Origin of the sequence: Synechococcus sp. MIT S9452 (genome assembly GCF_047304245.1) — a bacterium.
Taxonomy (GTDB): Bacteria; Cyanobacteriota; Cyanobacteriia; order PCC-6307; family Cyanobiaceae; genus RCC307.
The window spans coordinates 1,666,955-1,691,532 of sequence record NZ_CP138956.1; the positions used below are offsets into that span (position 1 = coordinate 1,666,955).

Annotated in this window: 31 protein-coding genes; 15 read left to right on the plus strand and 16 right to left on the minus strand. The window is 60.7% G+C overall.

The genetic code is table 11. The annotated features are described in order from the left end of the window. Nucleotides 1-30: 30 nt before the first annotated feature. The 4 genes from SIB46_RS08780 to SIB46_RS08795 form a co-directional block, all read right to left on the minus strand. On the minus strand, nucleotides 31-774 hold the full coding sequence (locus SIB46_RS08780) for a hypothetical protein (protein ID WP_413295770.1): 744 nt from the start codon (nucleotides 772-774) through the stop codon (nucleotides 31-33). 3 nt (nucleotides 775-777) lie between these two features. Beyond that, nucleotides 778-1,659, minus strand: a complete 882-nt coding sequence (locus SIB46_RS08785) for a formate/nitrite transporter family protein (RefSeq protein WP_011936895.1) — start codon at nucleotides 1,657-1,659, stop codon at nucleotides 778-780. Between the two features lie 57 nt (nucleotides 1,660-1,716). Continuing rightward, nucleotides 1,717-1,851: a ferredoxin--nitrite reductase gene (locus tag SIB46_RS08790; protein ID WP_413295771.1), complete on the minus strand. Its 135-nt coding sequence runs from the start codon at nucleotides 1,849-1,851 to the stop codon at nucleotides 1,717-1,719. An 81-nt stretch (nucleotides 1,852-1,932) separates the two neighbouring features. After that, nucleotides 1,933-3,480: a ferredoxin--nitrite reductase gene (locus SIB46_RS08795; protein WP_413295772.1), complete on the minus strand. Its 1,548-nt coding sequence runs from the start codon at nucleotides 3,478-3,480 to the stop codon at nucleotides 1,933-1,935. Between the two features lie 402 nt (nucleotides 3,481-3,882). Between SIB46_RS08795 and SIB46_RS08800 the strand changes: the two genes are divergently transcribed. The 9 genes from SIB46_RS08800 (at nucleotide 3,883) to SIB46_RS08840 (ending at nucleotide 11,513) form a co-directional block, all read left to right on the plus strand. Next, nucleotides 3,883-4,509, plus strand: a complete 627-nt coding sequence (locus SIB46_RS08800) for a hypothetical protein (protein WP_413295773.1) — start codon at nucleotides 3,883-3,885, stop codon at nucleotides 4,507-4,509. Then, nucleotides 4,506-5,318: a uroporphyrinogen-III C-methyltransferase gene (gene cobA, locus SIB46_RS08805; RefSeq protein ID WP_413295774.1), complete on the plus strand. Its 813-nt coding sequence runs from the start codon at nucleotides 4,506-4,508 to the stop codon at nucleotides 5,316-5,318. The genes SIB46_RS08800 and cobA overlap by 4 nt, the downstream gene beginning before the upstream one ends. 191 nt (nucleotides 5,319-5,509) lie before the next feature. Next, nucleotides 5,510-6,700, plus strand: a complete 1,191-nt coding sequence (gene speB / locus SIB46_RS08810) for an agmatinase (RefSeq protein ID WP_413295775.1) — start codon at nucleotides 5,510-5,512, stop codon at nucleotides 6,698-6,700. 4 nt (nucleotides 6,701-6,704) lie between these two features. Further along, on the plus strand, nucleotides 6,705-7,106 hold the full coding sequence (locus SIB46_RS08815) for a hydrogenase maturation nickel metallochaperone HypA (protein ID WP_413295776.1): 402 nt from the start codon (nucleotides 6,705-6,707) through the stop codon (nucleotides 7,104-7,106). 30 nt (nucleotides 7,107-7,136) lie between these two features. Continuing rightward, nucleotides 7,137-7,835 carry a hydrogenase nickel incorporation protein HypB gene (hypB, locus tag SIB46_RS08820; protein ID WP_413295777.1) on the plus strand — a complete coding sequence of 233 codons (699 nt, stop codon included), beginning with the start codon at nucleotides 7,137-7,139 and terminating at the stop codon, nucleotides 7,833-7,835. Nucleotides 7,836-7,870: 35 nt separating this feature from the next. Continuing rightward, nucleotides 7,871-8,869 (plus strand): aliphatic sulfonate ABC transporter substrate-binding protein, encoded by a 999-nt coding sequence (locus SIB46_RS08825; protein ID WP_413295778.1) that lies wholly within the window; start codon nucleotides 7,871-7,873, stop codon nucleotides 8,867-8,869. After that, nucleotides 8,869-9,687: an ABC transporter permease gene (locus tag SIB46_RS08830; RefSeq protein WP_413295779.1), complete on the plus strand. Its 819-nt coding sequence runs from the start codon at nucleotides 8,869-8,871 to the stop codon at nucleotides 9,685-9,687. Before SIB46_RS08825 ends, SIB46_RS08830 begins: the two co-directional genes overlap by 1 nt. 3 nt (nucleotides 9,688-9,690) lie before the next feature. After that, nucleotides 9,691-10,458 (plus strand): ABC transporter ATP-binding protein, encoded by a 768-nt coding sequence (locus SIB46_RS08835; RefSeq protein WP_413295780.1) that lies wholly within the window; start codon nucleotides 9,691-9,693, stop codon nucleotides 10,456-10,458. Beyond that, nucleotides 10,458-11,513, plus strand: a complete 1,056-nt coding sequence (locus tag SIB46_RS08840; protein ID WP_413295781.1) for an aromatic ring-hydroxylating oxygenase subunit alpha — start codon at nucleotides 10,458-10,460, stop codon at nucleotides 11,511-11,513. Before SIB46_RS08835 ends, SIB46_RS08840 begins: the two co-directional genes overlap by 1 nt. Here the strand turns inward: SIB46_RS08840 and SIB46_RS08845 are convergent. Genes SIB46_RS08845 through SIB46_RS08855 form a run of 3 tightly spaced genes read right to left on the minus strand, consistent with a single transcriptional unit; the run spans nucleotide 11,468 to nucleotide 13,114 of the window. Then, nucleotides 11,468-12,307 (minus strand): sugar phosphate isomerase/epimerase family protein, encoded by an 840-nt coding sequence (locus tag SIB46_RS08845; protein WP_413295782.1) that lies wholly within the window; start codon nucleotides 12,305-12,307, stop codon nucleotides 11,468-11,470. The two genes, SIB46_RS08840 and SIB46_RS08845, sit on opposite strands and share 46 nt — an antisense overlap. Next, nucleotides 12,304-12,477: a hypothetical protein gene (locus SIB46_RS08850; RefSeq protein WP_186548885.1), complete on the minus strand. Its 174-nt coding sequence runs from the start codon at nucleotides 12,475-12,477 to the stop codon at nucleotides 12,304-12,306. Before SIB46_RS08850 ends, SIB46_RS08845 begins: the two co-directional genes overlap by 4 nt. Nucleotides 12,478-12,499: 22 nt before the next feature. Beyond that, on the minus strand, nucleotides 12,500-13,114 hold the full coding sequence (locus SIB46_RS08855) for an alpha-ketoglutarate-dependent dioxygenase AlkB family protein (RefSeq protein ID WP_413295783.1): 615 nt from the start codon (nucleotides 13,112-13,114) through the stop codon (nucleotides 12,500-12,502). Between the two features lie 64 nt (nucleotides 13,115-13,178). Between SIB46_RS08855 and SIB46_RS08860 the strand changes: the two genes are divergently transcribed. After that, a complete protein-coding gene (locus tag SIB46_RS08860; RefSeq protein WP_413295784.1) occupies nucleotides 13,179-13,655 on the plus strand; it encodes a redox protein in 477 nt (158 codons plus the stop codon). Here the strand turns inward: SIB46_RS08860 and SIB46_RS08865 are convergent. From SIB46_RS08865 to SIB46_RS08875, 3 genes are read right to left on the minus strand one after another with little or no spacing between them, the layout of a single operon-like run. Then, entirely contained in the window at nucleotides 13,617-14,513 is an 897-nt protein-coding gene (locus SIB46_RS08865) for a transglutaminase family protein (RefSeq protein ID WP_413295785.1), read from the minus strand. The two genes, SIB46_RS08860 and SIB46_RS08865, sit on opposite strands and share 39 nt — an antisense overlap. Then, nucleotides 14,504-15,454 (minus strand): alpha-E domain-containing protein, encoded by a 951-nt coding sequence (locus SIB46_RS08870; RefSeq protein ID WP_413295786.1) that lies wholly within the window; start codon nucleotides 15,452-15,454, stop codon nucleotides 14,504-14,506. The genes SIB46_RS08865 and SIB46_RS08870 overlap by 10 nt, the downstream gene beginning before the upstream one ends. Next, a complete protein-coding gene (locus tag SIB46_RS08875) occupies nucleotides 15,439-16,878 on the minus strand; it encodes a circularly permuted type 2 ATP-grasp protein (RefSeq protein WP_413297750.1) in 1,440 nt (479 codons plus the stop codon). Before SIB46_RS08875 ends, SIB46_RS08870 begins: the two co-directional genes overlap by 16 nt. A 205-nt stretch (nucleotides 16,879-17,083) precedes the next feature. On the opposite strand from SIB46_RS08875, the gene SIB46_RS08880 reads away from it, so the two are divergent. Continuing rightward, the gene (locus SIB46_RS08880) at nucleotides 17,084-17,566 is read left to right on the plus strand and encodes a hypothetical protein (protein WP_413295787.1); all 483 of its coding nucleotides are present in this window, start codon (nucleotides 17,084-17,086) and stop codon (nucleotides 17,564-17,566) included. Here the strand turns inward: SIB46_RS08880 and SIB46_RS08885 are convergent. The 4 genes from SIB46_RS08885 to SIB46_RS08900 are packed head-to-tail and all read right to left on the minus strand — an operon-like array spanning nucleotide 17,551 to nucleotide 20,638. Continuing rightward, entirely contained in the window at nucleotides 17,551-18,300 is a 750-nt protein-coding gene (locus SIB46_RS08885; RefSeq protein WP_413295788.1) for a type 1 glutamine amidotransferase, read from the minus strand. The genes SIB46_RS08880 and SIB46_RS08885 overlap by 16 nt on opposite strands. An 8-nt stretch (nucleotides 18,301-18,308) precedes the next feature. Next, nucleotides 18,309-20,018 carry an urease subunit alpha gene (gene ureC, locus SIB46_RS08890; RefSeq protein WP_413295789.1) on the minus strand — a complete coding sequence of 570 codons (1,710 nt, stop codon included), beginning with the start codon at nucleotides 20,016-20,018 and terminating at the stop codon, nucleotides 18,309-18,311. Further along, complete coding sequence (locus SIB46_RS08895; protein ID WP_413295790.1) at nucleotides 20,018-20,332, minus strand: urease subunit beta; 315 nt, start codon at nucleotides 20,330-20,332, stop codon at nucleotides 20,018-20,020. The genes ureC and SIB46_RS08895 overlap by 1 nt, the downstream gene beginning before the upstream one ends. Before the next feature lie 3 nt (nucleotides 20,333-20,335). Further along, nucleotides 20,336-20,638 carry an urease subunit gamma gene (locus tag SIB46_RS08900; protein ID WP_413295791.1) on the minus strand — a complete coding sequence of 101 codons (303 nt, stop codon included), beginning with the start codon at nucleotides 20,636-20,638 and terminating at the stop codon, nucleotides 20,336-20,338. A gap of 92 nt (nucleotides 20,639-20,730) precedes the next feature. On the opposite strand from SIB46_RS08900, the gene SIB46_RS08905 reads away from it, so the two are divergent. Continuing rightward, the gene (locus tag SIB46_RS08905) at nucleotides 20,731-21,612 is read left to right on the plus strand and encodes an AEC family transporter (RefSeq protein ID WP_413295792.1); all 882 of its coding nucleotides are present in this window, start codon (nucleotides 20,731-20,733) and stop codon (nucleotides 21,610-21,612) included. Here SIB46_RS08905 and SIB46_RS08910 read toward each other — a convergent pair. Continuing rightward, a complete protein-coding gene (locus SIB46_RS08910) occupies nucleotides 21,569-22,501 on the minus strand; it encodes an urease accessory protein UreD (RefSeq protein ID WP_413295793.1) in 933 nt (310 codons plus the stop codon). The genes SIB46_RS08905 and SIB46_RS08910 overlap by 44 nt on opposite strands. A 93-nt stretch (nucleotides 22,502-22,594) precedes the next feature. On the opposite strand from SIB46_RS08910, the gene ureE reads away from it, so the two are divergent. Continuing rightward, a complete protein-coding gene (ureE, locus tag SIB46_RS08915) occupies nucleotides 22,595-23,041 on the plus strand; it encodes an urease accessory protein UreE (protein WP_413295794.1) in 447 nt (148 codons plus the stop codon). Next, a complete protein-coding gene (locus tag SIB46_RS08920; protein WP_413295795.1) occupies nucleotides 23,038-23,715 on the plus strand; it encodes an urease accessory protein UreF in 678 nt (225 codons plus the stop codon). Before ureE ends, SIB46_RS08920 begins: the two co-directional genes overlap by 4 nt. Before the next feature lie 5 nt (nucleotides 23,716-23,720). On the opposite strand, the gene SIB46_RS08925 is transcribed toward SIB46_RS08920, so the two are convergent. After that, nucleotides 23,721-24,455 carry a sulfite exporter TauE/SafE family protein gene (locus SIB46_RS08925; protein ID WP_413297751.1) on the minus strand — a complete coding sequence of 245 codons (735 nt, stop codon included), beginning with the start codon at nucleotides 24,453-24,455 and terminating at the stop codon, nucleotides 23,721-23,723. On the opposite strand from SIB46_RS08925, the gene SIB46_RS08930 reads away from it, so the two are divergent. Continuing rightward, nucleotides 24,418-24,576 (plus strand): hypothetical protein, encoded by a 159-nt coding sequence (locus SIB46_RS08930; RefSeq protein ID WP_413297808.1) that lies wholly within the window; start codon nucleotides 24,418-24,420, stop codon nucleotides 24,574-24,576. The genes SIB46_RS08925 and SIB46_RS08930 overlap by 38 nt on opposite strands. Nucleotides 24,577-24,578 lie beyond the last annotated feature (2 nt).

Consider the following 24,578-nt stretch of genomic DNA (forward strand, 5'->3'; position numbering starts at 1 on the left):
AAAGTAAGCGGCCAAATCATGGCCGCTTTTTTATTGGGCGCCTAGTTGGCGTTGCAAGGCTTCTTCAAGGCGCGTTTGTTGCAAGTCTTGGGTCAATTGCGCCAGCAATTGGCGGCTGGACTCACTTTGAATGCAGCCCAGGGCTTGGATCGCCATCTCAGCAACGCCAGGCAGGGCATCCACCGTTGCGCAGGCGGCGATCCGCTGCAGGATTTCGGGTTCATCGCGCCTTTGCAGCAGCCGCAAGGTGGCGATCACAACTTCGGCTCGTAGATCGTCGAGCAGGGGTTCGCACAAGCTCAGCAGCTGCTCGGTGGAGATCCTGCGGCAGCGGAATGTCAGCAATTCGATTCCAGCCAGGCGGTGTTGCTGGCCTGGCGCCTCTAAGGCGTTGGTGATGATTGATAGATCAATCCCATTGCCCCAGCACCCCAGGGCACGCAGCACCTCCGGCTCTAACTCACCCGCTTGAGGCAGCCATTGCAGCAGCTGCTCTTTGGCGTTGGGGTGATGGCAAATGCTGAGGGCTCGAATCAGCGCTGATCGGAGTCCCAGTTGTTGGCAGAGGGGTCCGATCAGCTCAAAAGCTTGAGGCCCTGCCATGCCCAAGCGCTCGCCGATCGCGAGTGCAAGGGCAGGGTCGGAAACCTTGGGCAGCAGGGCTGCCAGTTCCTCAGGGCTGAGTGGTTGGCGCCTCCACTGAGCAAGACGCTTGGACAGTTCCAGTTCCTGGTCAGGCGTCAACTGCTCAGCAGGGGCGACAACAGTGAGCATCGATCAGCGGGCGCCGAGTTCAGCGGCCAGCTCGCGCTCGAGCTTCTCGTCTTTTTCACGAGGCAGCACGTTGTCCAGCTTGGTGCGGTGGGTGCTGTAGAAGAGCATCCCGATGAACACCATGCCGCCCACGATGTTGCCCAGGGTGACAGGCAGGAAGTTCCAGAAAATCACCTTGGTGAAAGGAACCCCAGAGCCAAGAATCGGACCAGCGGTGTGCAGGAACTGATTCACAACGATGTGCTCCATGCCCATCGTTTGGAACGCGGTGATGGGCAGCCAGCAGGCCAGCAGTTTGCCGGGAACGCTTTTGCTCACCAGGGCCAGGGTCACGCCGAGGCAGACCAACCAGTTGGCCACAAGACCGCGCAGGAAGGCGAGGAAAAATCCGAGGCTGCCGAGGGCTTCGTACTTCTTCTCAACGTTGAGGATGTTGAGGCTGATGATCTTTTGGGCCACTTTTTGCCACATGCCGCCATCAGCGGCAGGGTCAATCGTGCCGCCACTGGTGAGGCTGATGGCCATGATGATCGCCACCACCAGGGTGCCGATGAAGTTGCCGATCCAAACCCAACTCCAGTTGCGGAAGGTGGCACCCCAGGTGCTTTTGCCGGCCCAGGTGGCCATGGGCAGCAGCGCGAAGTTGCCGGTGACCAGCTCCATGCCGAACAGCACGATGCTGACGAAGCCAAAGGGGAAGAGCACGGAGCCGAGGAACGGCATCTTGCTCTGAATGCCAACGGTCAGGGCCAAGATCACGGCCAGGCCAAGAATGGCTCCGGAATAGAAGCCGCGGAGCAGCAGGTTCTTGACACTAACGGTGGCTTTTTTGCCGCCGGCGGCAATCATGCCGTCGACGAGCTCATTGGGTAGGACGTAGTCCATTTGTGAGGCTGTAACGCTCATGGTGTTGAAGTCAGATGGTTAGTCGTGGCTCTCTAATCAGCCGCTGATGCTGTTCATGAGCTTGGAGAAGGCATCCTTGCCTCCATCCGGTTTGTTGATGGCAGGTTTGTCTTTGCCACTGGTGCTGAACCAGTTGACCAAACGACTGAAGAAGTCAGCTTTTTGAGCCATGGTGAGTGAGGTTGAGGTTGGCGGGTGATCAAAACTCAGCGGGGCTTCAAAAGATCAGCGCCGCCACTGATTTCGATCTGATCAAGCAGCCTTGGGTTTGGCTCCGAATTGTTCAATCAGGATTTCCTTGAGTGCCGAGCGCACTTCGCTGGCGGGCACACCTTTGCGATGCAGCTCACCAACTTGCGGGTTGGCCCCTTGGGAGCCGCCGATGGTGATGTCGTAGCCCTCAACCATCCCTGATTCACCACGGGTTTTGGTGCCAGTGAGGCCAATGGCGCCCATGTAGGCCTGGCCGCAGGTGTTGGGGCAGCCGGTCCAGTGGATCTTGATCTCCTCTGGCAGGTGCAGCTCTTGATCCAGCTCAGCGGCTGCTGCCAGGGCTTGGTCTTTGGTGTTGGTTAGGGCAAAGCTGCAATAGGTGTTGCCGGTGCAGCTCACGGTGCCTGCCGCCAGGTGGCTGGGCTCGAGCGGGAATTTCTGCAACAGTGACTCGCTCTTGAAGTGATCGAGCTGACCGCTGGGAATGCCGGTGATGATCACGTTTTGATCTTCAGTTAGGCGCACATCCCCGCTGCCATAACCCTCTGAAAGGGAGGCGAGATCTTGGAAGTCTTCGGCCTTGAGCCGGCCAACAGGCACATGCAGGCCGGCGTAATTGAGTTCGGATTGTTTTTGCGGATGGATGCCGTAGTGGGAGCGCGGCGTTGCATCAAACACCGAGCCTGGGTCGGGGGTGAGTGGGCCAAAACGCTCGGCGACCAGCTCGCGGAAGGCCTCCAGGCCAACGGAATCCAGGTACAAACGGAACCGGCCTTTGGGGCGCTTGTCCCGTTCACCGTTATCGCGCCACAGGGTTAGGACCGCTGCCGTCATCCGGCAGATCTCATCGGGCTTCACCCAGGCATTGAGGGGGATGGCATAGGCGTTCATCTGTGAGGAAAGAATCCCGCCAATCCAGACGCCGAAACCCATCACGCCATCGCGTTCCACCGGGTGGAAGACGATGTCGTTGTGCAGCAGGAAGTTGTCGCGGGAGCCGGCAACGGCCGTATTCCACTTGCGCGGCAGATTCGAGAATTCAGGGTTGCCTTCGCCGTTGCTGGTTAGGAAGTTCTGCAACTCCAGGGTGTACGGGCGCGTATCGACAATTTCCTCAGGATCGATACCAGCGATCGGGTTGCCCGTGACGTTGCGGGGGTTATCGAAGGCCGATTGGATCGTGTTGAGGCCAACAGCCTTCAAGCGCTCAAGGATGTCGGGCAGGTCTTCCAGCAGAACACCACGCAATTGGATGTTCTGGCGGGTGGTGATGTCGGCACTGCCGCTATCGCCGTAACGGGCAACGATGCTGCCGATGGCGCGCAACTGCTCAGCATTGAGGACCCCATTGGGAACCCTCAGGCGCAGCATGAACAGTCCTGGAGTTTTGGGGCGCCAGAACATGCCGTACCACTTCAGCCGCAACTGAAGATCGGTTTCGTCGACGTTCTCCCAGCCGACACGGGCAAATTCTTCGATTTCACTACCAACGAGCAAGCCATCTTTGTTGGCTTTGTTTTGCTCGATCTTGTTGAGTTTTTTGCCCTCAAGCCAACTCGGCAGGGGCTTTGCCGGTGTTGCCACCATAGTTCTGAAGCGAAATGTGAGTGTTGGAGTTCAACTCTCAGGCCGCTTCAGAATGAAAGGCACGGCTTGATGTTGTGACTACTTAATGGATTGAGTAGGCCGGAGGAAGTAACCGTTGTTACGAAACTTCGTTTAGTACTGGCGGCCGATTTCTCCCAGCATCCGCACAGCTCCATGGCGCAGCATTTGCCACACCTTGGACATGGCAGCGAAATCGGCGTCAAGTTCGCTCTGCCAATCACTGCGATGAGCTCGACGCTCAAGGCGTCGCTCTGGTGGGCGGGAGTAGCTGGTCCGTCGATCAGCCGGTCTGACCCGGCTGGAGCGTCGTGACCGTGGCAGCGCTCGTGGCGATGGCATCGTGATGGGATGGCGCAACGAACCAGGAGTTCATCAGCTGAGGTGGCCCTTCAGTGGTGGCCGTTGTTACAGGGCCAGGCTGCGGCTGGTCCTTGGCCCCTGTTGGTGGTGGTGCATGGCCATGGCGGTGGGGCTGTTCCTGCTGTGTTGCAATCCCTGCTCGATGAGCTCGCTCAAGCCAGGGGCGCTGCGGTGTGGGTGCAGGCGCTAACAGCTGAACCCGTTGAATTACCGCCGCGGCAAAAGCTTTTGTTGGTGCCGTTGTTGTTAACGCCAGGCAGCCATGTGCGCGTTGATGTGCCGGCGATTCGCCAGCGATTGCGCGGGCTTGGCCATCAGGTGATGGCTTTGCCGTTTTTGGGGGCCTGGCAGCCCTGGCTGCAGCATTTGCGCCAGTTGGGATGCGATGCTGAAAGCCAAGTGGTTGTTCATCACCCCCTTCGTCCGGGGATTGCTGAGCGCTATCTGCACGTTCTTAGCCAGGTGCTCGGCCTTCCTTTGCGGAGTGCTGACACCTGTGATGCAGAGTTTGATCGGGTGTTGCCGCTTGCTTTGGCCCCCAATCGCATGACAGCCCACCTCAGTGCTCAGCAGGAGGGTGGTCTGGCTCTTCTAGAGCACCCTGCCACGCGTCAATTTCTTTTCGAGCTGTTGTTGGACTTGCCATGACCACTGACATGCCCGGCATCGTTTATTTGGTGGGAGCAGGTCCTGGAGACCCCGAATTGTTGACGTTGCGGGCCCATCGTCTTCTGCAGCGTTGTGATGCCTTGGTGCATGACTCCTTGGTGCCGATGGAGCTCCTGGAGTTGGTGCCTGAGGGCTGCGAGATTCATCCGGTTGGTAAACGGCGCGGCCACCATTCCGTTCCGCAACCCAGCACCAATGCGTTGTTGCAGCAGCTGGCAGGGCGTTGCCGTTGTGTGGTGCGGCTGAAAGGGGGCGATCCTTTTCTGTTTGGCCGGGGTGGCGAGGAAGCCGCTTATTTGGCCAAGCGTGGTGTGCCTGTTGAGGTGGTTCCCGGGGTCACCTCTGGCATTGCGGCGCCGGCCTATGTCGGGATTCCGGTGACCCATCGCCGGGCCGGTTCATCAGTGACGTTTGTCACTGGCCATGAAGAAATCGATAAAGGCCGGCCAGCGGTGGATTGGCGCGCTTTGGCTGCTTGCAGTGATGGCCTCGTCATTTACATGGGCCTGCACAACTTGGCTCGGATTTGCGAGGAGTTGCAGGCCGGCGGATTGGTGGGAACCACGCCGGCGGCCATCATTCAGCAGGGCAGCGTGAATGGCCAAAAGCATCTGATTGCCACGCTGGAGGATCTCGCTGATGCCGCCGATGAGCAGGGTTTCAGTGCCCCGGCGATCGTTGTGATTGGCGAGGTGGTGGAGCAGCGAATCCCTGGTTGCGCGCCCATGCCAGCCCCCGTCACCATGCCGCAACCCATAGCTCGCAGTCCTCAAAACGCCCCTGCTTAAACACTGAAAAACAGGTATCGCCTGTTACCCCATTGGGGTCGATCGCGAGCGGAGATTGGATAGGCGGTTTGTGGAAACCAACGCTTCCACCACCCCGTTTGGGTGAGTGAGCCAACCGTTTCCAACCAGCTTTTCCGGTTCATCGGTGGAACAAAAGCCTGGGAGACCGCACTCACTCGCACTCCCCTGCAATGACGTCGACCAGTGGCTCCCCCGGGGGCTTCGAGCGCAGCCATCCCAGTGAGGGGATGGCGGCCCTTGAGAAAGAGCAACGTTTGCCCCTCACCGGATGGCAGCAAGAGGTGGATCAGGCCAAGCGCTTGGGCCTGGAAGCGGCCCACAGCATCGTGGACCGCAACATCTCCACCTTTTCTCGCGGTGAGTTGCCCCATTACGCGGGCATCAACACCTTCATGAAGGCGCCCTATCTCGAGGATGTGAACCGCGTCGGCGACTTTGACGTTGCGGTGGTGGGCATTCCCCACGATTGCGGCACCACCTATCGCCCCGGTACGCGCTTTGGGCCCCAGGGAATTCGCAGGATTTCAGCTCTTTACACCCCTTACAACTACGAGATGGGTGTGGATCTGCGCGAGCAAATCACCCTCTGTGATGTGGGTGATGTCTTCACCATTCCTGCCAACAACGAGAAAAGCTTCGACCAGATCTCCAAGGGGGTAGCCCACGTCTTTGCCAGCGGGGCCTTTCCGATCCTGTTGGGTGGCGATCACTCCATTGGATTTCCAACGGTCCGTGGTGTTTGCCGCCACCTCGGCGACAAGAAGGTGGGGATCATCCATTTCGATCGCCACGTTGATACCCAAGAGATCGATCTCGATGAACGGATGCATACCTGTCCGTGGTTCCATGCCACGAACATGGCCAATGCACCGGCTCAGAACCTGGTGCAACTGGGGATTGGTGGTTGGCAAGTGCCTCGCGAGGGGGTGAAGGTTTGCCGTGAGCGCGGCACCAACGTGCTCACCGTCACCGATATCACCGAGATGGGTCTGGAGGCTGCCGCCCGTTATGCCATTGAACGGGCTACCGATGGCACCGATTGCGTCTACATCTCCTTTGACATTGACTGCATCGATGCCGGCTTTGTTCCAGGCACCGGTTGGCCAGAGCCTGGCGGGTTGTTACCCCGCGAAGCCTTGAAGTTGCTCGAGCTGATTGTTCGCAACGTGCCGGTCTGTGGCCTGGAGTTGGTGGAGGTTTCGCCTCCCTATGACATCAGTGACATGACATCGCTGATGGCCACGCGGGTGATCTGCGACACCATGGCCCACCTGGTGGTGAGCGGCCAGCTGCCCCGCAAAGAGAAGCCCAGTTGGATCAATCCCACTTGCAACATGCAAGTGGATCAGGCCTGGAGGTGATCCCATGCATGAGGTCGACATGACCAAGTGCCTGCTTCTGGCTCTGCAGCAATGGCGCGAAGAGCAGGCAGCACCCCAGGCGATGGTGGACACCATTCATTTGGAGGTGGGCCGCTTCACCTGCGTTGAGCCGGAGCAGCTGCGCTTCACCTTTCAAGCCGCTATCGCTGGCAGCTGGCTCGATGGCGCGCAGCTGCAGATCGAAGAGATCCCCTTTGTGGGTCGCTGCTTGGTCTGCAACGGCACCTACAGCCCAACTCCTGAGGGCGCTTACCGCTCTCCTTGCTGCGATCACCCACTCGAGGAGATCGTCAGCGGCCGTGAATTGCGAATTCGCAGCATCGACTACCGCACGTCCCTTCAGAGCGCTGTTGAGTCACAACCTCTCTCGCTCCAGCGCGTCTGAAGGCAAAACAGTTCTCCACCCTCTCTTGCCATGCATTTGCCTTTAGAAGATCGCCTCGGCATGAATTTGCTGGCGGCCAATCAGCACCAAGCCGAGCACAACCGTGAGCACTTTGAGGCTTGGCAGCTGCTGGCCCTCAATGTGATGAGTAGCCCCGGGGCGGGCAAAACAGCCTTGCTTGAGCGCTCCTTGCCTCAGTTGGCTCAGGAGTGGTCGATGGCCGTCTTGGAAGGCGACATGACCACCCAATTGGATGCGGAGCGCTTGGAGGCTGTGGGCATTCCGGTGGTGCCGATTACCACCGGGCGCTCCTGCCATCTCGATGCCGCCATGGTCAGTGGTGGCCTGAAGTTGTTGTGTGAGCGGCTCAACCCAAATCAGCTGGATCTGCTCTGGGTTGAAAACGTGGGGAATCTGGTTTGCCCTGCTGAATTTGAAGTGGGTGAACATCACAAAGTGGCACTTCTCAGTGTCACTGAAGGGGAAGACAAGCCGTTGAAGTACCCGCTGATGTTTCGCCAGGCTGATGTGGTGCTCATCACCAAGATTGATCTGCTGCCCTATCTGCCCGTTGAGCTTGAGCAGTTTCGCCGCAACATCAACAGCATCAATCCCAAAGCCAGCGTGATTCCGGTGTCTGCTCTCACTGGTGAAGGGATTGATGTGTGGCATGCCTGGCTGCGCTCGGCTCGCCAAAACACCTTGCAACCTGCTCTGGCCATGGCCTGAGCAGCGTTCTTGCGTGTTGTCCTTATTGCAATGTCATGACCAAACAACTTCGAAATCTCTTATTCGCCAGTTTGGCGGTGGTGCTGGCTGTGGCCTGCTCCAAGCCTTCCACAACCATTGGCGGTGAGCCCATTGTTTTGGGTTACAGCAATTGGGCTGGTTGGTGGCCTTGGGCCATCGCCGTTGAGGAGAAGCTGTTTGAAAAAAATGGCGTCAACGTTGAGATGAAATGGTTTGACGGCTATGTGCAATCGATGGAAACATTCGCCGCTGGCAAAATCGATGGAAACTCTCAAACTCTGAACGACACCATCTCCTTCTTGCCCGGTGAGAATGGTGGTCAAGTTGTTGTTTTGGTTAATGACAACTCAGCTGGTAATGATCAAATCATTGCTGATGAGGCGATTGAAACTATTAGTGATTTGAAAGGAAAAACAGTTGCTGTTGAAGAAGGTGTTGTGGATGACTTTTTGCTGAGCCTGGCTCTGCGTGATGTTGGCCTCAGCCGTGATGACGTGATCATCAAGGGCATGCCGACCGATCAGGCTGCGACGGCATTTGCTGCCGGCAAGGTGGATGCCGTGGGCGCATTCCCTCCTTACACCGGCACCGCCATGCAGCGTGATGGTGCCCATGTCATCGCCAGCTCCAAGGAGTACCCCGGTGCCATCCCTGATCTTTTGGCTGTCAGTGGCGACCTCATCGAAAGTCGCCCTGATGATGTTCAGAAAATCGTTGATACCTGGTGGGATGTGCGCGAGTTCATGGCTGCCAACCCCGAGAAATCGGAGCAGATCATGGCGAAGCGAGCTGGTATTCCCACCGCCGAATATGAGCAGTACAAGGCTGGCACCACCTTCTTCACGGTGGAGCAAAACATCGAGGCGTTTAGTGATGGCCAAGGCATGCAGTTCATGCCTTATGCCGCTCAGAAGATGGCTGATTTCATGGTCTCCGTGGGCTTCATCCCCGAAAAGCCCGACATGAGCAACCTGTTTGATCCTTCCTTCATCAAGACCATCGCGGCGTCCTGATGGTTGCGTCAGCAACGGATGGCGGGGGCGTCAAGCCCCTGCCATTGCTGTCGATTGGAGCCACTCCATCTCCATTGCTGCGCAGCGGTTTGCAGGTGTCTTCCCTGTTGATCCCGCTGTTGCTGTGGACGGTGATCAGTGCCCTGGAACTGGTGGACGGCAAATTTTTGCCGTCTCCAGCGGCGGTGCTGGAGTCGCTGGCCTCGATGGCACGGGAGGGGATCCTGTTCCAGGACATCGTGGCCAGCACCGGCCGGGTCTTTGCCGGCTTTTTTCTGGCCACCCTCGTGGCGGTGCCCTTGGGAATCTGCATGGGTGTGTATCCCGCGATCTGCGCCCTGTGTGAGCCCTTGATCGCGATGCTGCGCTACATGCCAGCGGCGGCGTTCATCCCCCTGCTGATCATCTATTTGGGGATTGGCGAAGAGCCCAAGATTGCGCTGATTTTCCTGGGCACTGTTTACTTCAACGTCTTGATGGTGATGGATGCCGTCAAATTCGTTCCCAAAGAGCTGATTGAAACCACCCTCACCCTGGGTGGCCGCGGCCGCCAGGTGTTGGTGCAGGTGGTGGCGCGCTACAGCCTGCCCAGCATCATCGACACCCTGCGCATCAACATCGCCACCTCCTGGAACTTGGTGGTTGTGGCCGAATTGGTGGCCGCTGAGGTGGGGTTGGGCAAACGAATCCAGCTCGCGCAGCGTTTTTTCCGCACCGATCAGATCTTTGCTGAGCTGATCGTGTTGGGGTTGATCGGCTTTGCCATCGACATGGGCTTCCGGCTGTTGTTGCGGTTGTCGTGCCGCTGGGCCCTGTAAGCGATGGAATTGCAGGTTCGCCATCTCAGCAAAACCTTTGGCTCTGGCCAGCACAGCAAAGAGGTGTTGCGCAATATCAGCTTTGCTCTGCGCTCTGGCGAGTTTCTTTCGCTGGTGGGGAGTTCTGGTTCGGGGAAGAGCACGATCCTGCGCTTGATCGCGGGCCTCGAGCAGCCCAGTTCAGGACAGGTGCTCGTCGATGGTGAAGTGGTTCAGGGTCCTGGCCCTGATCGCGGCATGGTGTTTCAGAAATACAGCCTCTACCCGTGGCTGAGTGCTGCTGAGAACGTTGCCTTTGGCATGCGCTTGCAGGGCTTGCCGCAGCGCGACATCAACGAGCGGACCGCCTACTTCCTCGAGGTGGTGGGTTTGCAGGATGCAGCCAGAAAGCTGCCCCGCGAACTCTCGGGCGGGATGCAACAGCGGGTTGCCATCGCCCGCACTTTGGCAACCAATCCAAAGGTGTTGCTCCTCGATGAGCCCTTTGGCGCCTTGGATTTGCAGATTCGCGAGGCCATGCAGGATTTTCTGCTGCAGCTCTGGCAGCGCACTGGCCTCACGGTGTTGTTGATCACCCACGATGTGGAGGAGGCCTTGGTGCTGGCCCAGCGGGTGCATGTGTTGGCGCCTCACCCCGGCCGGATTGTCAGCACGGTGGAGGTGGATCTCGACAAGAGTGACCTGAATCAATTGCGTTTGAGCTCCGCATTTTTGGAGAAGCGCCGCACCTTGGCTGGGGTGTTGCGGCAACTGGAGCCTGCGCTGGTCTGATGCCTGAAGTGGCGTTTCTTCCGGGCTGGCTTTATCAAGATCCAGCCATCGCCCAGTGGGAGCGCGATGGCTATGCCAAGCAGTGGTGGCACCCGTTGGCAGCTGTTTCGCAACTGCAGCCGGGCCAAGCCGTGGCGCTGCCGTTGTTGGGTGAATCGCTGCTGCTTACCCGTGAGCTGAATGGGGTGGTGCGCTGTTTTCGCAACCGTTGCCCCCACCGCGGCGTTGAGCTGTTGCCCGCTGATGGAGCCGCCCTGTCTTGCCGCAAGTTGGTTTGCCCGTATCACGGCTGGACTTACAACCTCGAAGGTGAGCTGTTGGCGGCGGCCCGGGAAGACGGCTTTGTTGCTGCCCTGAGCCGGGCTGATTGGCCCCTTGAAGCGTTGCCAGCTCAGCAGGACGGGCCGCTGATCTGGGTGGCGTTGGCTGACTCGCCCATCCCCCTGGCCCAGCAGCTGCAGCTGATCCATCAGCAGGCCAGCGGGCCGTGGCAGTCGCCGTTGCAGCAGCAGGCCAGCAGCCGCCTCCGCCTGCAGTGCAATTGGAAAGTGGCGCACGACAACACCCTTGACGACTATCACGTCGCCATTGCCCATCCCACGACGCTGCACCGTGAACAGGGCCCAGTGCGGGACTATCGCCACCTCATCACGGACCTGGCCAACGCCTTGGTCACTCCCCATCCCGAAGGCGGATCATTTTTCACTTTTGGTTTGCCCCCCTGGACCCATGTTTTGCTGTGGCCCGATGGGCGGATGGCCCTGCTGGAGTTTCTGCCCCTGGAGCTGAGCTCGTGTCAGCTGCAACTGCGCTTGTTTGCCAGTTCCAACCATCCCTTGGATGTTGAGATCTGGAAGCAGCAGTTGCTGGAGTTTTTGCAGGAGGACCGCCGTCTGGTCGAATCGGTGCAGCTGGGTTATCGCGCCGATTGGGTGCCAGGACCAGTGCATCAACTCGAGCAGCGGATTGTGCAGTGGCAGCAGCTTTATCAGCGCTTGCTGGCTGAGGCTCAGCTCAGCCAGGCCTCACTGCGCAGCCAGTCCGCCATCAAGTGATTGATCGTGGCGACATCCACCAGTGGCTCTTCGCTCTCTGGGTGAACGGGCATGTAGCCATCGGGTCCAAATTCCGGTGTGAGCGTGAGCGGTTGCCCTGATTGGAGACGTTGCTCAGCAAACAGCGCCCAGCACTGGGCATGGGCCACGAGAGCCTCCTGCCAGTTCGCGGCAAAGGGGTGGGGAACGCCAGCGCCCTGCTCATGGCCCACCCGGGCATGAATGTGATCCACGTGGCTGGCCATCGCCTGGATGGCCTGGAGTTCCGGGCTCATTAAGCGCTCGGCGACCACGCACCAATGGCTCACATCGGCGGTGAGCCGCAAGCTGGGATGGGCCTTGAGAATGTCCTCGATGGCCCAGGGATTGAACAGGCTGCGGCTGCGGTGCGTTTCCAAACTCACCGGCACCGGAGTGTGGTTGAGCAATTGCAAGCAGCGCTCGAGAAAGCTGTGCTGCTGAGCCATCGGCCAGCAGTCGCTGCCCGTGATCAAGTTGATGCGCAGCGGCGCCAGCTCACAGGCTTGCTCCAACTTGGTTTCCAGCTCGGCGAGGTGGTGCTCTGGGCTGAGTTCGAGCCTGGGGGTGTAACCACCACCGGTGGTGATTTCAACGACGAGTGGCTGGTTCTGCTGCTTCAGCAGGGTTTGCACCTCCTCGGCTCGCCAGCCCTTGAAGCAGGGATGCTCAAGGTTGGCTTCGAGGCCATCAAAGCCGGCTTGCTGGGCGTAGCGACTGGCGGCTTCCAGGCTGGCCTGCCAACCCCAGAGAGTGTGAAACAGCAGCGCTGTCACTGCGGTTGAGTGAACAGCTCCGGCTGGATCCCGAGATAGATGGCTTCTTGGAACAGGGCTTGCTTGGCTTGGGCATCGCCGCGGTGATCAGCTTCGGCGTAGCGAAGCCGCAACGATGCGATCAGGCTTGTGAGCCGCGCTGGTGATTGATGGCTGCTGTGGCGGGCCATGACAGGGATGATCACGACACCATCATGCTTGCTGCACCACCCGAAAGGTGAGATTCAGTCGGCACTGGCTCACGCGTAGGCGTTTGGGTAAGCCATGCAGCCAATGCAGCTGGGTTGGTGGATCCATCAGCAACAGGGCTCCATGGCCCAGCTCGAGATCGAAATCACTGCCCTGATGTCCCTTCTTGGGCTTGAAGCGAAAGGTGCGGTTGATGCCCAGTGAGACCGAGGCGATGGGCGCTGTGGGATCCAGCTCTGGTTCATCGTCGGCATGGAACCCCATGGCGTCGCGACCATCCCGGTACAGGTTCAACAGCAGTGAATTGAATGGCCAGCCGCTGAGTTTATTGAGCTGCTCGCGGATCCGTTGCGCTGTTGGCGACCAAGGCTCCACCACGTTGTCGAGGCCGGAGTAGCGATAGCCGCAGCCCGGATCGGCCATCCAGCAGGTCAGGCGCGGCAGGGGATGGCGCTTGCCGTAGAGCTGGATTGATTCCTGCTTCCAGGGAACTTCGTGCTGCAACTGCTCCAACCACAGCGTTGCGGTGGCGGGATCCACCCACGCGGGAGCATGCCGCAGCTGCAGCTTGGGTGAATCGGCGATGACAAGTTGCTCGGGTTGTATCAATGCCTGCATCGCGCCCTGATCAGTTTTGTCTGAATGAAAGAAATAACCGGGTGATCTGATGGGTCCTGTGCCCATGTTCGAGCTGATTCCTTATCAGCGCTTCCGTGATACTCCAGCGGTGCGGTTTTTCGACGTCACCATCGCCGATTCCAATGCCCGCGATTTGGTGGTGCATTCCGGACCGGCGGTGAGTCCTCCCGATGACAAGGAAACCGGTGCTTGGCAGTTTTATTTGCATCCTCATCAAGAGGACAACCTGCTGGCGGCCCAGGGCGGCCGCACCTTCTATCTGATCAACTTCCTTTGGAACTATCCGTTCCACATCGTGCGGCTGGAGGCTGGAGGCGACATCCTGCGCATCCCACCGGGCACCTTTCATCGCTCGATTTCCGATGAAGAAGGCTCGGTGGTGATGAATCAGGCCGTGCGTGATGCCGATGCCTCGGTGGCACGGGAATTTCGCGTCTACAACAGCGGCCGCATTCCGCGGTTGAAGGCCATCACGGCTAACTCAGCTCCGCTTCCCAAGCTCCACGGCGTTAGTTGGTGAGCTCTCCAGCTCAGTGGCTTCGATGCTCCAGGTCAACTCGCTTGGGGTGTTGGCCGGCCCGCTGAAACTGCCGTAGATCGCGGCGGTGAGCTCGGGTTTGGAGGAACTCACCAGCGGCACATAGCGCTCATCAATGGCCCCTTGGCCGCTGGGATCAAAGCCGCGCCAACCAGCCCCAGGGAGATACACCTCAGCCCAAGCGTGCAGGTCGTAGTGCTCCGGCTTGGGAATGGCGAAGTGATAGCCGCTGACAAAGCGGGCTGGCAGTCCGATGCAGCGGCAGCATTCGATCATCACCACCGCCAGGTCGCGGCAGGAACCGACCCGTTCGCGCAGGGTGCGTCCAGCCGACCAGGCCGGCCCGTGGTTGCGCTGGGTGTAACTCACCCGTTCTTGGATGATCTCGATCAGTTGCTGCAGAAAGCGCAGGCAGTGGTTGTCGCTGCCGATCAAAGCGTCTTGGGCCAGGGCAATCGCGAGCGGATCGTGCTGGCCATTGGGCAGCCAACCCTGCAGATGGCTGTTCAGGTCGCTATTCAGCTCACCGATTCGGTAGGGCAGTTGCGGTGGTTGATCCTCCAGGCAGAGATGCAGCAGTGGCGGCTCTGTGGTGATCACCTCGGATTCAGCAATCACATCAAGCCGGTCGGTGTTGCCAACGAAGCGCACCTTTTCGATTTGATCGCCACTGGCGCATAACAGCGAAAAGCGATGGCACGGCTCGGGGTTGAAGCGCAGGCTGTGGCTACGCAGCGCCTGAAAGCCCAAAGGCCGCGGTTGCAAGCAGAGCCGATGGGGTCCCAACTGGATCGGATGCTCGTAGGAATAACTCAGTTGATGCCGGATCCTTACGTGCATGGGGAGGTGGTGAAGTAGGTCTGCTGCAACTGGCCATGCACGGCATTGAGCTGGCTTTGCAGATGATCGATGCCTTGGTGCAGGCCTGTGTTGATGAGGTCCTCAATTGGCATCGTCGTCCAGGTGATTCGCAACGCCTCAAGGGCCTGGCGCAAGTCAGCTTGAACTGGGTTGGCGGTGCTGCGTTCGATGCGATCCACCGTGTTGATGATTTCCTCAATGCAGTAGCTCACCGAGCGGGGGAATTGACGGTTGAGCAGTACAAATCCGGCCACGCGCGCTGGTGTGATCTCCAGCGACTGCTTGCGCCGAAACATCTGATAGCCGCTGAGAGAGCGCAGCAGGGCGATCCATTGCAATTCATCGAGCGGCCCGCCCACGTCTTCTGGGCTTGGCAGCAGGAGGAAGTACTTCACATCCAGCATGCGGGCCGTTTTGTCGGCCCGCTCTATCAGGCTGCCGAGGTTGGCGAATAGCCAGCTTTGGTCCCGTTGCATCGTGCTGTTTTGCAGGCCATAGAGGGTTTGGCAGCTGCGCCGAATCTGTTGCAGTTGTTCGGGGAGGCGTTGGTGCCAGAACAGCGGATCGTCCTGCAGCAGCAGGTGCAGCGCATTGAGCTCTTCAAACAGATCTGTGGGCAGGGTGTCGCGGATTTGGCGTGCGTTTTCGCGGGCAATCGCGATGCAATTGCTGATCGCGTTGGGGTTCTCCGGTTGCCGGGTGATGAAGGTGATCACATCGGCTGGGCTAGCTGTTGGATGCAGCTTTTCAAATAGACGCCGGTCGGCGCAGGCATCAATCAGTGAGGTCCACTGGCTGGGATTGCCAGAGGGGTTGTCGAGCGAGACGCTCCAGCCCACCTCGAGAAAACGCACCAGATTTTCGGCGCGCTCGATGTAGCGGAAAATCCAGTAGAGGCTGTCGGCTACACGGCAGAGCATGGAACCACCCAGGTGTCTTTGCTGCCGCCGCCCTGGGATGAATTCACCACCAAGGAATTGCGTTTGAGGGCCACACGGGTGAGCCCGCCTGGGGTCACCCAAGTGGATTGCCCGCGCAGCACATAGGGGCGCAGGTCCACATGGCAGGGATAGAGCTCCCCTTCGCTGAGTGCCGGCACCGTGGAGAGTTGCAGCGTTGGCTGTGCAATGAAATTGCGGGGATTGCCAAGGATCTCTTCGCGGAACTGGGTGCGCTGCTCGGAGCTGGAGGCTGGGCCGATCAACATGCCGTAGCCACCGGCTTCCGACACCGCCTTCACCACCAGCTGCTCCAAGTTGTCGAGCACAAAGGCGCGATCAGAGGGTTCAGAGCAGCGGTAAGTTTCGACGTTGGGAATGATCGCCTCTTCGCCGAGGTAGTAGCGAATGATCTCGGGGATGTAGGTGTAGATCAGCTTGTCGTCGGCTACGCCGGTGCCAGGGGCATTGGCAATGGCCACTTGGCCTGCGGCGTAACACTCCATAAGCCCTGGAACACCCAGCATGGAATCAGGGCGGAAGCATTGGGGATCGAGGAAGTCGTCGTCGATGCGGCGGTAGATCACATCAACCCGGCTTAGCCCTGAGGTGCTGCGCAGCCAAACCTTGCCGCCTTCACAAGTGAGATCGCTGCCTTCCACCAGCTGCACCCCCATTAGGCGGGCCAAGTAGCTGTGCTCGAAGTAGGCGCTGTTATGAACCCCGGGCGTAAGGATCACCACATAGGGTTCCGGGCTCCAGGGTGCGAGGCCCTTGAGCATGCGCAGCAACTTGGAGGGGTAGTCATCAATGGGGGCCACCCGCTGCCGCTCGAACAGATCACCAAACAGCTGTTTCATGACCCGCCTGTTTTCCAGGAAGTAGGCCACGCCGGAGGGGCAACGCAGGTTGTCTTCCAGCACCCGCCAGGTGCCTTCACCATCACGGATCAGATCCAGGCCTGAGATGTGGCACCAGCGCTGTTGGGGAGGTTCAAGCCCTTGCATTTGTGGCCGCCAACCGAGGCTGGATTCGATCGCCTCCAGCGGGATCACCCCGTCGCTCAGGATCTGCCGCTTGCCGTAGATGTCGGCGAGGAAGCAATCGATCGCTTCGAGCCGCTGCTTGAGCCCTTGATCGAGCCGCTGCCAGTCCTGTTGATCAATCAGCCGCGGCAGCGGATCAAACGGCAGGATCCGTTCACTGGCTTGGCTGTCGTTGTTGTAGAGGCGAAAGGTGGCGCCCAGGCGTTTGAGGAGTTGTTCGGCGCCGCGATGGTCCTGGTTGAGCTGCTCCAGCCCGATGGCGCTCAGCCGGGTCATCAATTCACCGAGTGAGGAACCTGATGCCCGGGGTTGGTGCAGGTATTCGTCAAAGCCGCTGGAGGCGGCGTAGCTCTCAAACACAGAACGGTGCAGGGGGTATTGCCTGGATTGTTCCGTTAGGCGAACCCCCCTCAAGGTCACGCTTGCTACCGAGCCAGGACCTGTCTAGACGGCAGTTTTCGGGTTTGTTACGGGCAACACCAAAAACACCACAACGGTTGCGGTTGCAACATCAGACGCGTGGGTCCAAGTGAGACCGTGCGTCTTCCTCGCGCTTGCTTCCGCTGTGGGCATCGGTCCGCCATTCGATGATGAGCTGTCGTTTTTAGAGCTCTTTGAGCGGGTCAGCACCGGCCTCGATGAAGAGTCGAAGCTGCCGCTCTCGCTCTGGTTGTTTGAAGATCCTGATAGCCCTGTGGCCCTGCCGGGTGCCGCGTGCCTGGACCTGCACGACTGCCTGCACATCCTGTTGAACCGCGGCTACTCCACAGCCGATGAGGCCTTCGTGGTGGGCTTTTCCATGGGCAATGACCGCCGTTGCCGCCGCTGGCATCAGCGATTGCTGGCCCTGGTCTCCCATCACTTTTATCCGCCTGTCTATCGCCATAGCCGCCGCGACCTCTGGCAGTTCTGGCGTGGTGTTTGGCTCGGTCAGCGCACCCTGCCTTTGATGCAATTCACCCCACAAGATTTCCTGCGCCTGGGTGAGCGCTTGGGCGAGATTCGCCAGGCCTTGGGGCTGCGCGACTGTTGTCAGCTTCCGGCTTGAGCCATCAAGTGGTTCAGCAGCTGGTCGAGCAGCTGGTTGCCTTCGCGATCAAGACTGACTTGGAAGAGGTCTTGATCGCGCCGGATGCGTGCAGCTGAGGTGCCAGCGCTGCCAATGAAGGCTTGATCAGCCTCAATCCATTGCTCAACGCTGGCTGGGGAGGCTTCCACATGGAATTGCAACCCCACAGCGTGTTGGCCGATTTGAAAGGCCTGCTCCGGGCAGTGAAGCGTGGAGGCCAATAGTTCGGCGTGCTGGCTTAAACGGCAACGATCGCCGTGCCAATGCAGCACCAACTGGTGGGTGGGGATGCCTTGTAGCCATGGCACCTCCGCTGCTGTCTTCTGCCAGCTGATCGGGCCAAAGCCCACTTCTTTGAGGGGATGGGCAGGATCACCAGCGTTGAGTGGTTCGATGCGGCCGCCGCTCGCCACGCAGAGCAGTTGGGCACCCAGGCAGATGCCAAGGGCGGGCCGCCCCTGAGCCAGCCATTGCTTCAGCCAGGCCAACTCCTGCTCGAGCCAATGCAGCCCTGGCTGTTGGCGCTCATTGACCCCCATGGGCCCGCCCATCAGCACGGCCACGGCGGGTTGATGGGTTTCAACGGCAGGTAGGGCCTCGCCTTGATCGGGGCGTATCCGTTGGACCGTGATTCTTTTGGCGTCGGCCCAGTCGGCGATGCGATCGGGCCCCTCGCGATCCACGTGCTGGACCACCAGCAGCTCAGGCGGCATTGCTGGGCTTAGAGCAGGAAGTAGCGCTGGGCCATCGGCAGCACCTCAGCCGGTTCGCAGGTGAGCAGTTCGCCGTCGGCGAACACCTCATAGGTCTCTGGATCTACCTCCACCTTGGGTAGGGCGATGTTGTTTTTCATCTGCGCTTTGTCGATGCCGCGGGTGTTCTGCACCGGCACACACGGCGTGCGCAGCCCTAAGGCCTCGGGAACGCCGGCATCGAGACCCGCTTGGCTCAGGAAGGTGAGGCACGAGGGGGCCATGGCGCCGCCAAAGCTGGCGAACATCGGCCGGCCATGCACCGGCCCGGGCGTGGGAATCGAGGCATTGGCATCGCCCATCTGGGCCCAGGCGATCGAGCCGCCTTTGAGCACCAGCTCGGGTTTCACGCCAAAGAATCCCGGCTTCCACAGCACCAGATCCGCCAACTTGCCCACTTCCACTGAGCCCACCTGATGGTCGAGGCCATGGGCGATGGCGGGGTTGATCGTCACCTTGGCGATGTAGCGCTTCAGGCGGGTGTTGTCGTTGCGGCTGTTGTCGCCCTCGAGCACGCCCCGTTGCACCTTCATCTTGTGGGCGGTTTGGAAGGTGCGGGTGATCACTTCACCCACGCGGCCCATGGCCTGGGAGTCGCTGGCAATGATGCTGAAAGCGCCCAGGTCGTGAAGGATGTCTTCGGCGGCGATGGTTTCGCGGCGAATCCGCGATTCAGCAAAGGCCACGTCCTCGGGAATCGAGGAATCCAGGTGGTGGCACACCATCAACATGTCGAGATGCTCCTCGAGCGTGTTGCGTGTGTAGGGCCTAGTGGGGTTGGTGCTGCTGGGCAGCACATTGGTTTCACCGCAGATGCGGATGATGTCGGGGGCATGGCCGCCGCCAGCCCCTTCGGTGTGGAAGGTGTGAATCGTGCGGCCTTTGATGGCGGCGATGGTGTCTTCCACAAACCCCGCCTCATTGAGGGTGTCGGTGTGGATGCAGACCTGCACATCGAAGCGATCGGCCACGCTTAAACAGCAATCGATCGCCGCTGGTGTTGTGCCCCAGTCCTCATGCAATTTGAGGCCGCAGGCGCCGGCACGCACCTGCTCATCAAGGGCCTCAGGGGTGCTGGCATTGCCCTTGCCGAAAAAGCCCAGATTCACCGGTAGGCCATCGGCGGCCTGCAGCATGCGGCTGATGTGAAAAGCACCTGGCGTGCAGGTGGTGGCGTTGGTGCCCGTGGCTGGGCCGGTGCCACCGCCCAGCAGCGTGGTGACCCCGCTGGCGATCGCTGTTTCGATCTGCTGCGGGCAGATGAAGTGGATGTGGGTGTCGATGCCGCCAGCGGTGAGGATGTGCCCCTCACCAGCGATGGCTTCGGTGCCAGGTCCGATGGGGATCGTGACCCCATCGCTGATGTCGGGATTGCCCGCTTTGCCGATGGCGCAGATGCGGCCGTCCTTGAGGCCCACATCGGCTTTGACGATGCCCCACCAATCCAGGATCAGGGCGTTGGTGATCACCGTGTCGACGGCACCAGCGGCGCGGCTGGTTTGGCCTTGGCCCATGCCATCACGGATGACCTTGCCGCCGCCGAACTTCACCTCATCGCCATAGACGGTGTAGTCCTTCTCGACTTCGAGGATCAGCTCGGTATCGGCGAGCCGAACCCGGTCGCCCGTGGTGGGGCCGTAGGTCTCGGCGTAGGTCCGACGATCAATCCGATACGGCATCAGAGGTCTCCGTTGATCTGGGCGTTAAACCCCACAACGCGGCGGGCGCCGCTGAAGGGCACGAGTTGCACCTGGCGTTCATCACCAGGCTCAAAGCGGATCGCCGTGCCAGCGGCGATATCGAGCCGTTGGCCGCGGGCCGCATCGCGATCGAAGCGCAGGGCGGCGTTGGCTTCTGCGAAGTGGAAGTGGGAACCCACCTGCACCGGGCGATCACCGGTGTTGGCCACCAGCACGGTGGTCACGGGCCGGCCGGCGTTGAGCTCCAGCTCGCCGGGTTCGGGAAGCAATTCGCCGGGAATCATTGCTGCCATGGTTCAGCGGATGGGTTGGTGCAGGGTCACGAGCTTGGTGCCGTCGGGGAAGGTGGCTTCCATCTGAACCTCACTGACCAGTTCAGCCACCCCTTCCATCACTTGATCACGGCTGAGCCAGGTGCTGCCCACCTGCATGAGTTCCGCCACGGTTTTGCCGTCGCGGGCCCCTTCCAGGATTTGCAGGCTGAGGAAGGCCACCGCTTCGGGATGGTTCAACTTCAGTCCCCGCTGCAAGCGTCGCTCAGCCAGCAGGGCGGCGGTCACCACCAAGAGTTTGTCTTTCTCCTGGGGAGAGAGATGCATCACAGAGCGGCTGCTTCTGACACGCTGGCAAAGAAGCGTGAGTCGTAAAGGTTTGCGCTGAACTTTTTTGCCAAGGCCCAGTGCTGCAACTGATGCTGGAACTGTTGCCCTGCATGGGTTTTGGCCTGCTTTTTGGTTGGCACCGCCCGATGTGGCCCGAGCGCTTGGCGCCGCCCTTGGTGCGCTTCGGTGTGCCTTTGAGCATTGCCGGGTTGGTGCTGCGCTCCGGCGTGCATTGGGATGTGCTTGGTGCGGCCCTGCTCACCTTGGGCTTGATCGGCGGCAGCCTGCTGCTGTTGCTCTGGTCTCTGTGGCATCGCTGGTTGCCTTGGGGGGTGACGCGCCTGGGAGCGGTTACGGGGAACACCGGTTATTTCGGAGTGCCGGTGGTGCTGGCGCTGTTGCCGCCGGCTGGCCTGGCCTTTGCCGTCATTTACGACATCATCGGCAGCCTCATCACCTGGACGCTGGGACCTCCCTTGATCAGTGGTGCCCGCATCTCAGGCCGCAGCCTGGTGGCTCATCTGGCCTGCAGCCCCTCGGTGCAAGGCATGGCTTTGGCTGTGCTGCTGCAGCTCACGCCCCTGGCACCAGTGATGGCGAGTTGGTTGTGGTGGCCAGCTCGGGTCGTGATTGTGCTGGCCCTGTTGCTGCTGGGCATGCGGCTTGGCGTGATGCTGCGCAGCGGTGAGGTCAACGCTCGTGCGCTGCAGGTGTTGCGTCCTGCGCTGCTGGTCAAATTGCTGTTGCTGCCGGCTGTGATGTGGACGCTGGCGGCGATCACGGCTCAGCCGCTGTTGGTGCGTGATGTGTTGGTGTTGCAGGCGGCGACCCCAACGGCGATCTCGGTGTTGCTGATCGCTGAGGCATCGTCGCGTGATGTGAGCGAAGCAGCGGGTTTGGTGTTTGCCAGCACGCTGCTGGCGCTATTCAGCGTGCCGCTGTGGTGGCTGTTGTTGCAGGCTCTGGGTTGAGGGCAAGCTCGGCTTCTTGAAAGGGCCAGGTGCGCGGCCAGCTCGGTTCACTCAGGCCCTGCACGGCGCGAATGCGACGCCACAGGCGAAAGAACCAGAGGCGGGCCGCTTGGCTGGAGCTGCCGCGGTAACGCGCGATCAGGCCAGGCTCGAGTGCCCCGATGGCCATGGTGCCGCTGAGTCCCCCGCGGTCGGCTCTGCCGCCCTCCAACAGCTCAGTGAGCTGCTCACTGGCCAGGGGTTCTGGAGCGATCCAGATCAGCGTTCCCAGTACTGGCTCGCCGCCCATGCCATGGGGATGGCGCAGTTGCTCTTGCTCCAGGGAGAGCCGCTCCACCACAGCCCACTGCTCACCGCGGCGAATGCTGAGGCTGTTGCAAAAGCGCCCGGCGCCCAGGTCTTCGCCGCGGGCTGTGCGGCCCAAGCGCACCACATCAGCCCCCAGCCAACTGGCACCCGGCGCCAGGGTGATCCGTTGCTGTTGCTCCAGCAAGGCTCCTGCAAACACCACGGTTTCCTGCGGTAGCCATTCCAGATCGGCTCCGGCTTCGAGCTCGGCTTGCAAGGCGATTTGGGCCCAGCGTCCCTGCGGTTGCACCCTGGAGCGGCCGCGACTGCCATAGATCTTTTGGGCCGCCACGCTGGTGAGGAAGCTGCGGCTGCCGGCGGCGGCATGCAGGCCAATCTCGAGCTGATCGCCCCCCACCAGTCCGCCAGCGGTGTGCAGCAGCGGCATCACGCAGCGGCCATCGCCGGCTGTGAAATGACGCAGCAGCTTGAGCGGTGAACGGGCTCCCCCCTGCCATTGGGTGGTGCCATCGGCCGCTGGTGCAAAGCGCAAGCTCACCGACCCACGCCAGGGCTGCATTTGGTCTGGGGTGTCGGCCATGGTCTGGTTGGTAGCGGTTATGACCGGATTGGCGCCATCGCGCCGCAAAGCTGACCCAAAGAGGACGTGCTTTTGGCCCAAGGCGACACTCCCATGGTGCTGACGCAGCAGTTGGATGGTGCTGCATCGGCCACATTGCCGCGCTTGCCGCTCAGCGCTGCTGAACGCCGTGTCTGCCGAGGTCGCCGCTACTTGGAGGACGGCCGCGCCGTGTTGCTTCAGTTGCCGCGCGGTCAGCAGCTGATTCCTGGATGCGGCCTCGCCGATGCCGGTGGCACACCACAGGTGGTGGTGGCCGCGGCGCCAGAACCAGTGGTGGTGGTCAGAGCGTCTCAGCCGTTGGCTCTGCTGCAGGCGGCGTATCACCTGGGTAACCGCCATGTGGCCCTGGAGGTGCATCCCCAGGAATTGCGTTTGCTGGCGGATTCGGTGTTGGAGCAGATGTTGCACCAACGGGGGCTGCAACTCGAGAAGCAAGAGGCGCCCTTTTGCCCCGAGGGTGGCGCCTACGGCTCAGCTGATCACCACCACCACCCATGAGTGCTCCTTTAGCGCTGCTGCAGTTGGTCAGTCCGGCTTTGCCGGTGGGCGCGTTCAGCTACTCCGAAGGCCTTGAGGTGCTGGTGCAACGGGGCCAGCTCGCATCGCCGCAGGATGTGGGCGATTGGCTTGAGGCTGAGTTGCGCCTGGGCGTGGTGCGGCTGGAGACCGCCGCGCTGGAACCCATGCAGCAGTGCTTGCAGCAGTGGCCAACCGGTGCTGATGCCGCAGCTGAGGCGCAGCTGCGCGATCTCGATGGTTGGCTGCTGGCGCAGCGCGAAGCCTTGGAGTTGCGCCAGCAACAGCGGCAGATGGGCCGCTCGTTGTTGCAACTGCTGGCTGAGTTGGGCTGGCCCTTGCCCGATGGCGCCTTGGATTTGAGCTGGCCGGCGGCCTGGTGCTGGGCTGGCTGTTGTTTGGGTGTTGAGCCTCAGGCCCTGCGCCAGGGCTATCTGTTCAGTTGGGTGGCTAATCAGATCAGCGCTGCTGTGCGCTTGGTGCCGTTAGGCCCCACCCAAGGTCAGCGCTTGCAGCTGGCGCTGGCTCCAGTGATTGATGGCCAGGCCAAGGCGTTGGCAGGGGTGGATCCCCATCAGCTGTGGAGTTCTGGGGTTGGGGCAGGGGTGGCCCAGCTCCAACACGCTGAGCTTTACAGCCGCCTGTTTCGCAGTTGAGCCGTTTAGGCCAGCGCCCCCATCAGGTTTTGCGGCAGTCCAAGGCGCCAGAGGAAGCTCAGCACTTCCAAACTCACCACGGCAATCAGGGCGCGGAAGATCAATTGCGTGGCCCCATCCCCCAGGGCGAGCCTCGCGCCGAGATGGGCTCCGGCCATGCCGGATAGGGCCAGGGGCAGGGCCCAAAGCCAATTGATGTCGCCCCTGAGCCCAAAAATCAGCAGGGCCACCAGGCTGGAGCTCAGGCGCACAAAGCATTTGAGGATGTTGGCGGTCTTTAGCGGGATGCCGCCTGCGAGCACCAACACCAGCAGCGTCATCACCCCTGAGCCCAGGGCGATGAAGCCGGCCCAAAAGCCTGTGGCAGCCATCAATAAATAGAAGAGCGGCCCGAGCTGGGTGTCGGTTTCCTCGGAGCTGGGCTCCTCTTGCAGCAGCAGCCGGGTGGGCTGGGTGATCAGGCAGATCAGCACAAACAGCAGTGAGCCTGCAATGGCCAGGGTGATCCACTGATCGCTGAGGGCTGTGGCCAACAGGGAGCCTGCGATTGCTCCAGCCACCATCGGCACGGTGGCTTTCAGCGTGAGCAGCCAAGGGATGGCACCGGCTTGATGGAAGCGCCAGGTGGCGGTGGCCAGGCCTGCCACGGCGGCCAGCCGGCTGGTGCCATTGGCCACTCCAGCTTCTAAACCCAGCCCAATCATGGAAGGCACCACCACCGTGGCCCCACTGGCAGCCACCGTGTTGATGAAGCCGCCTGCCAGGCCGCAGATGATCAACGCCAGCAGGGTGATGGCGTCGATGACCTCGCAGCGAAGAAATTCAGATTACGAGCCTCGTTGGCTTGCCAACATGCAGTGAGT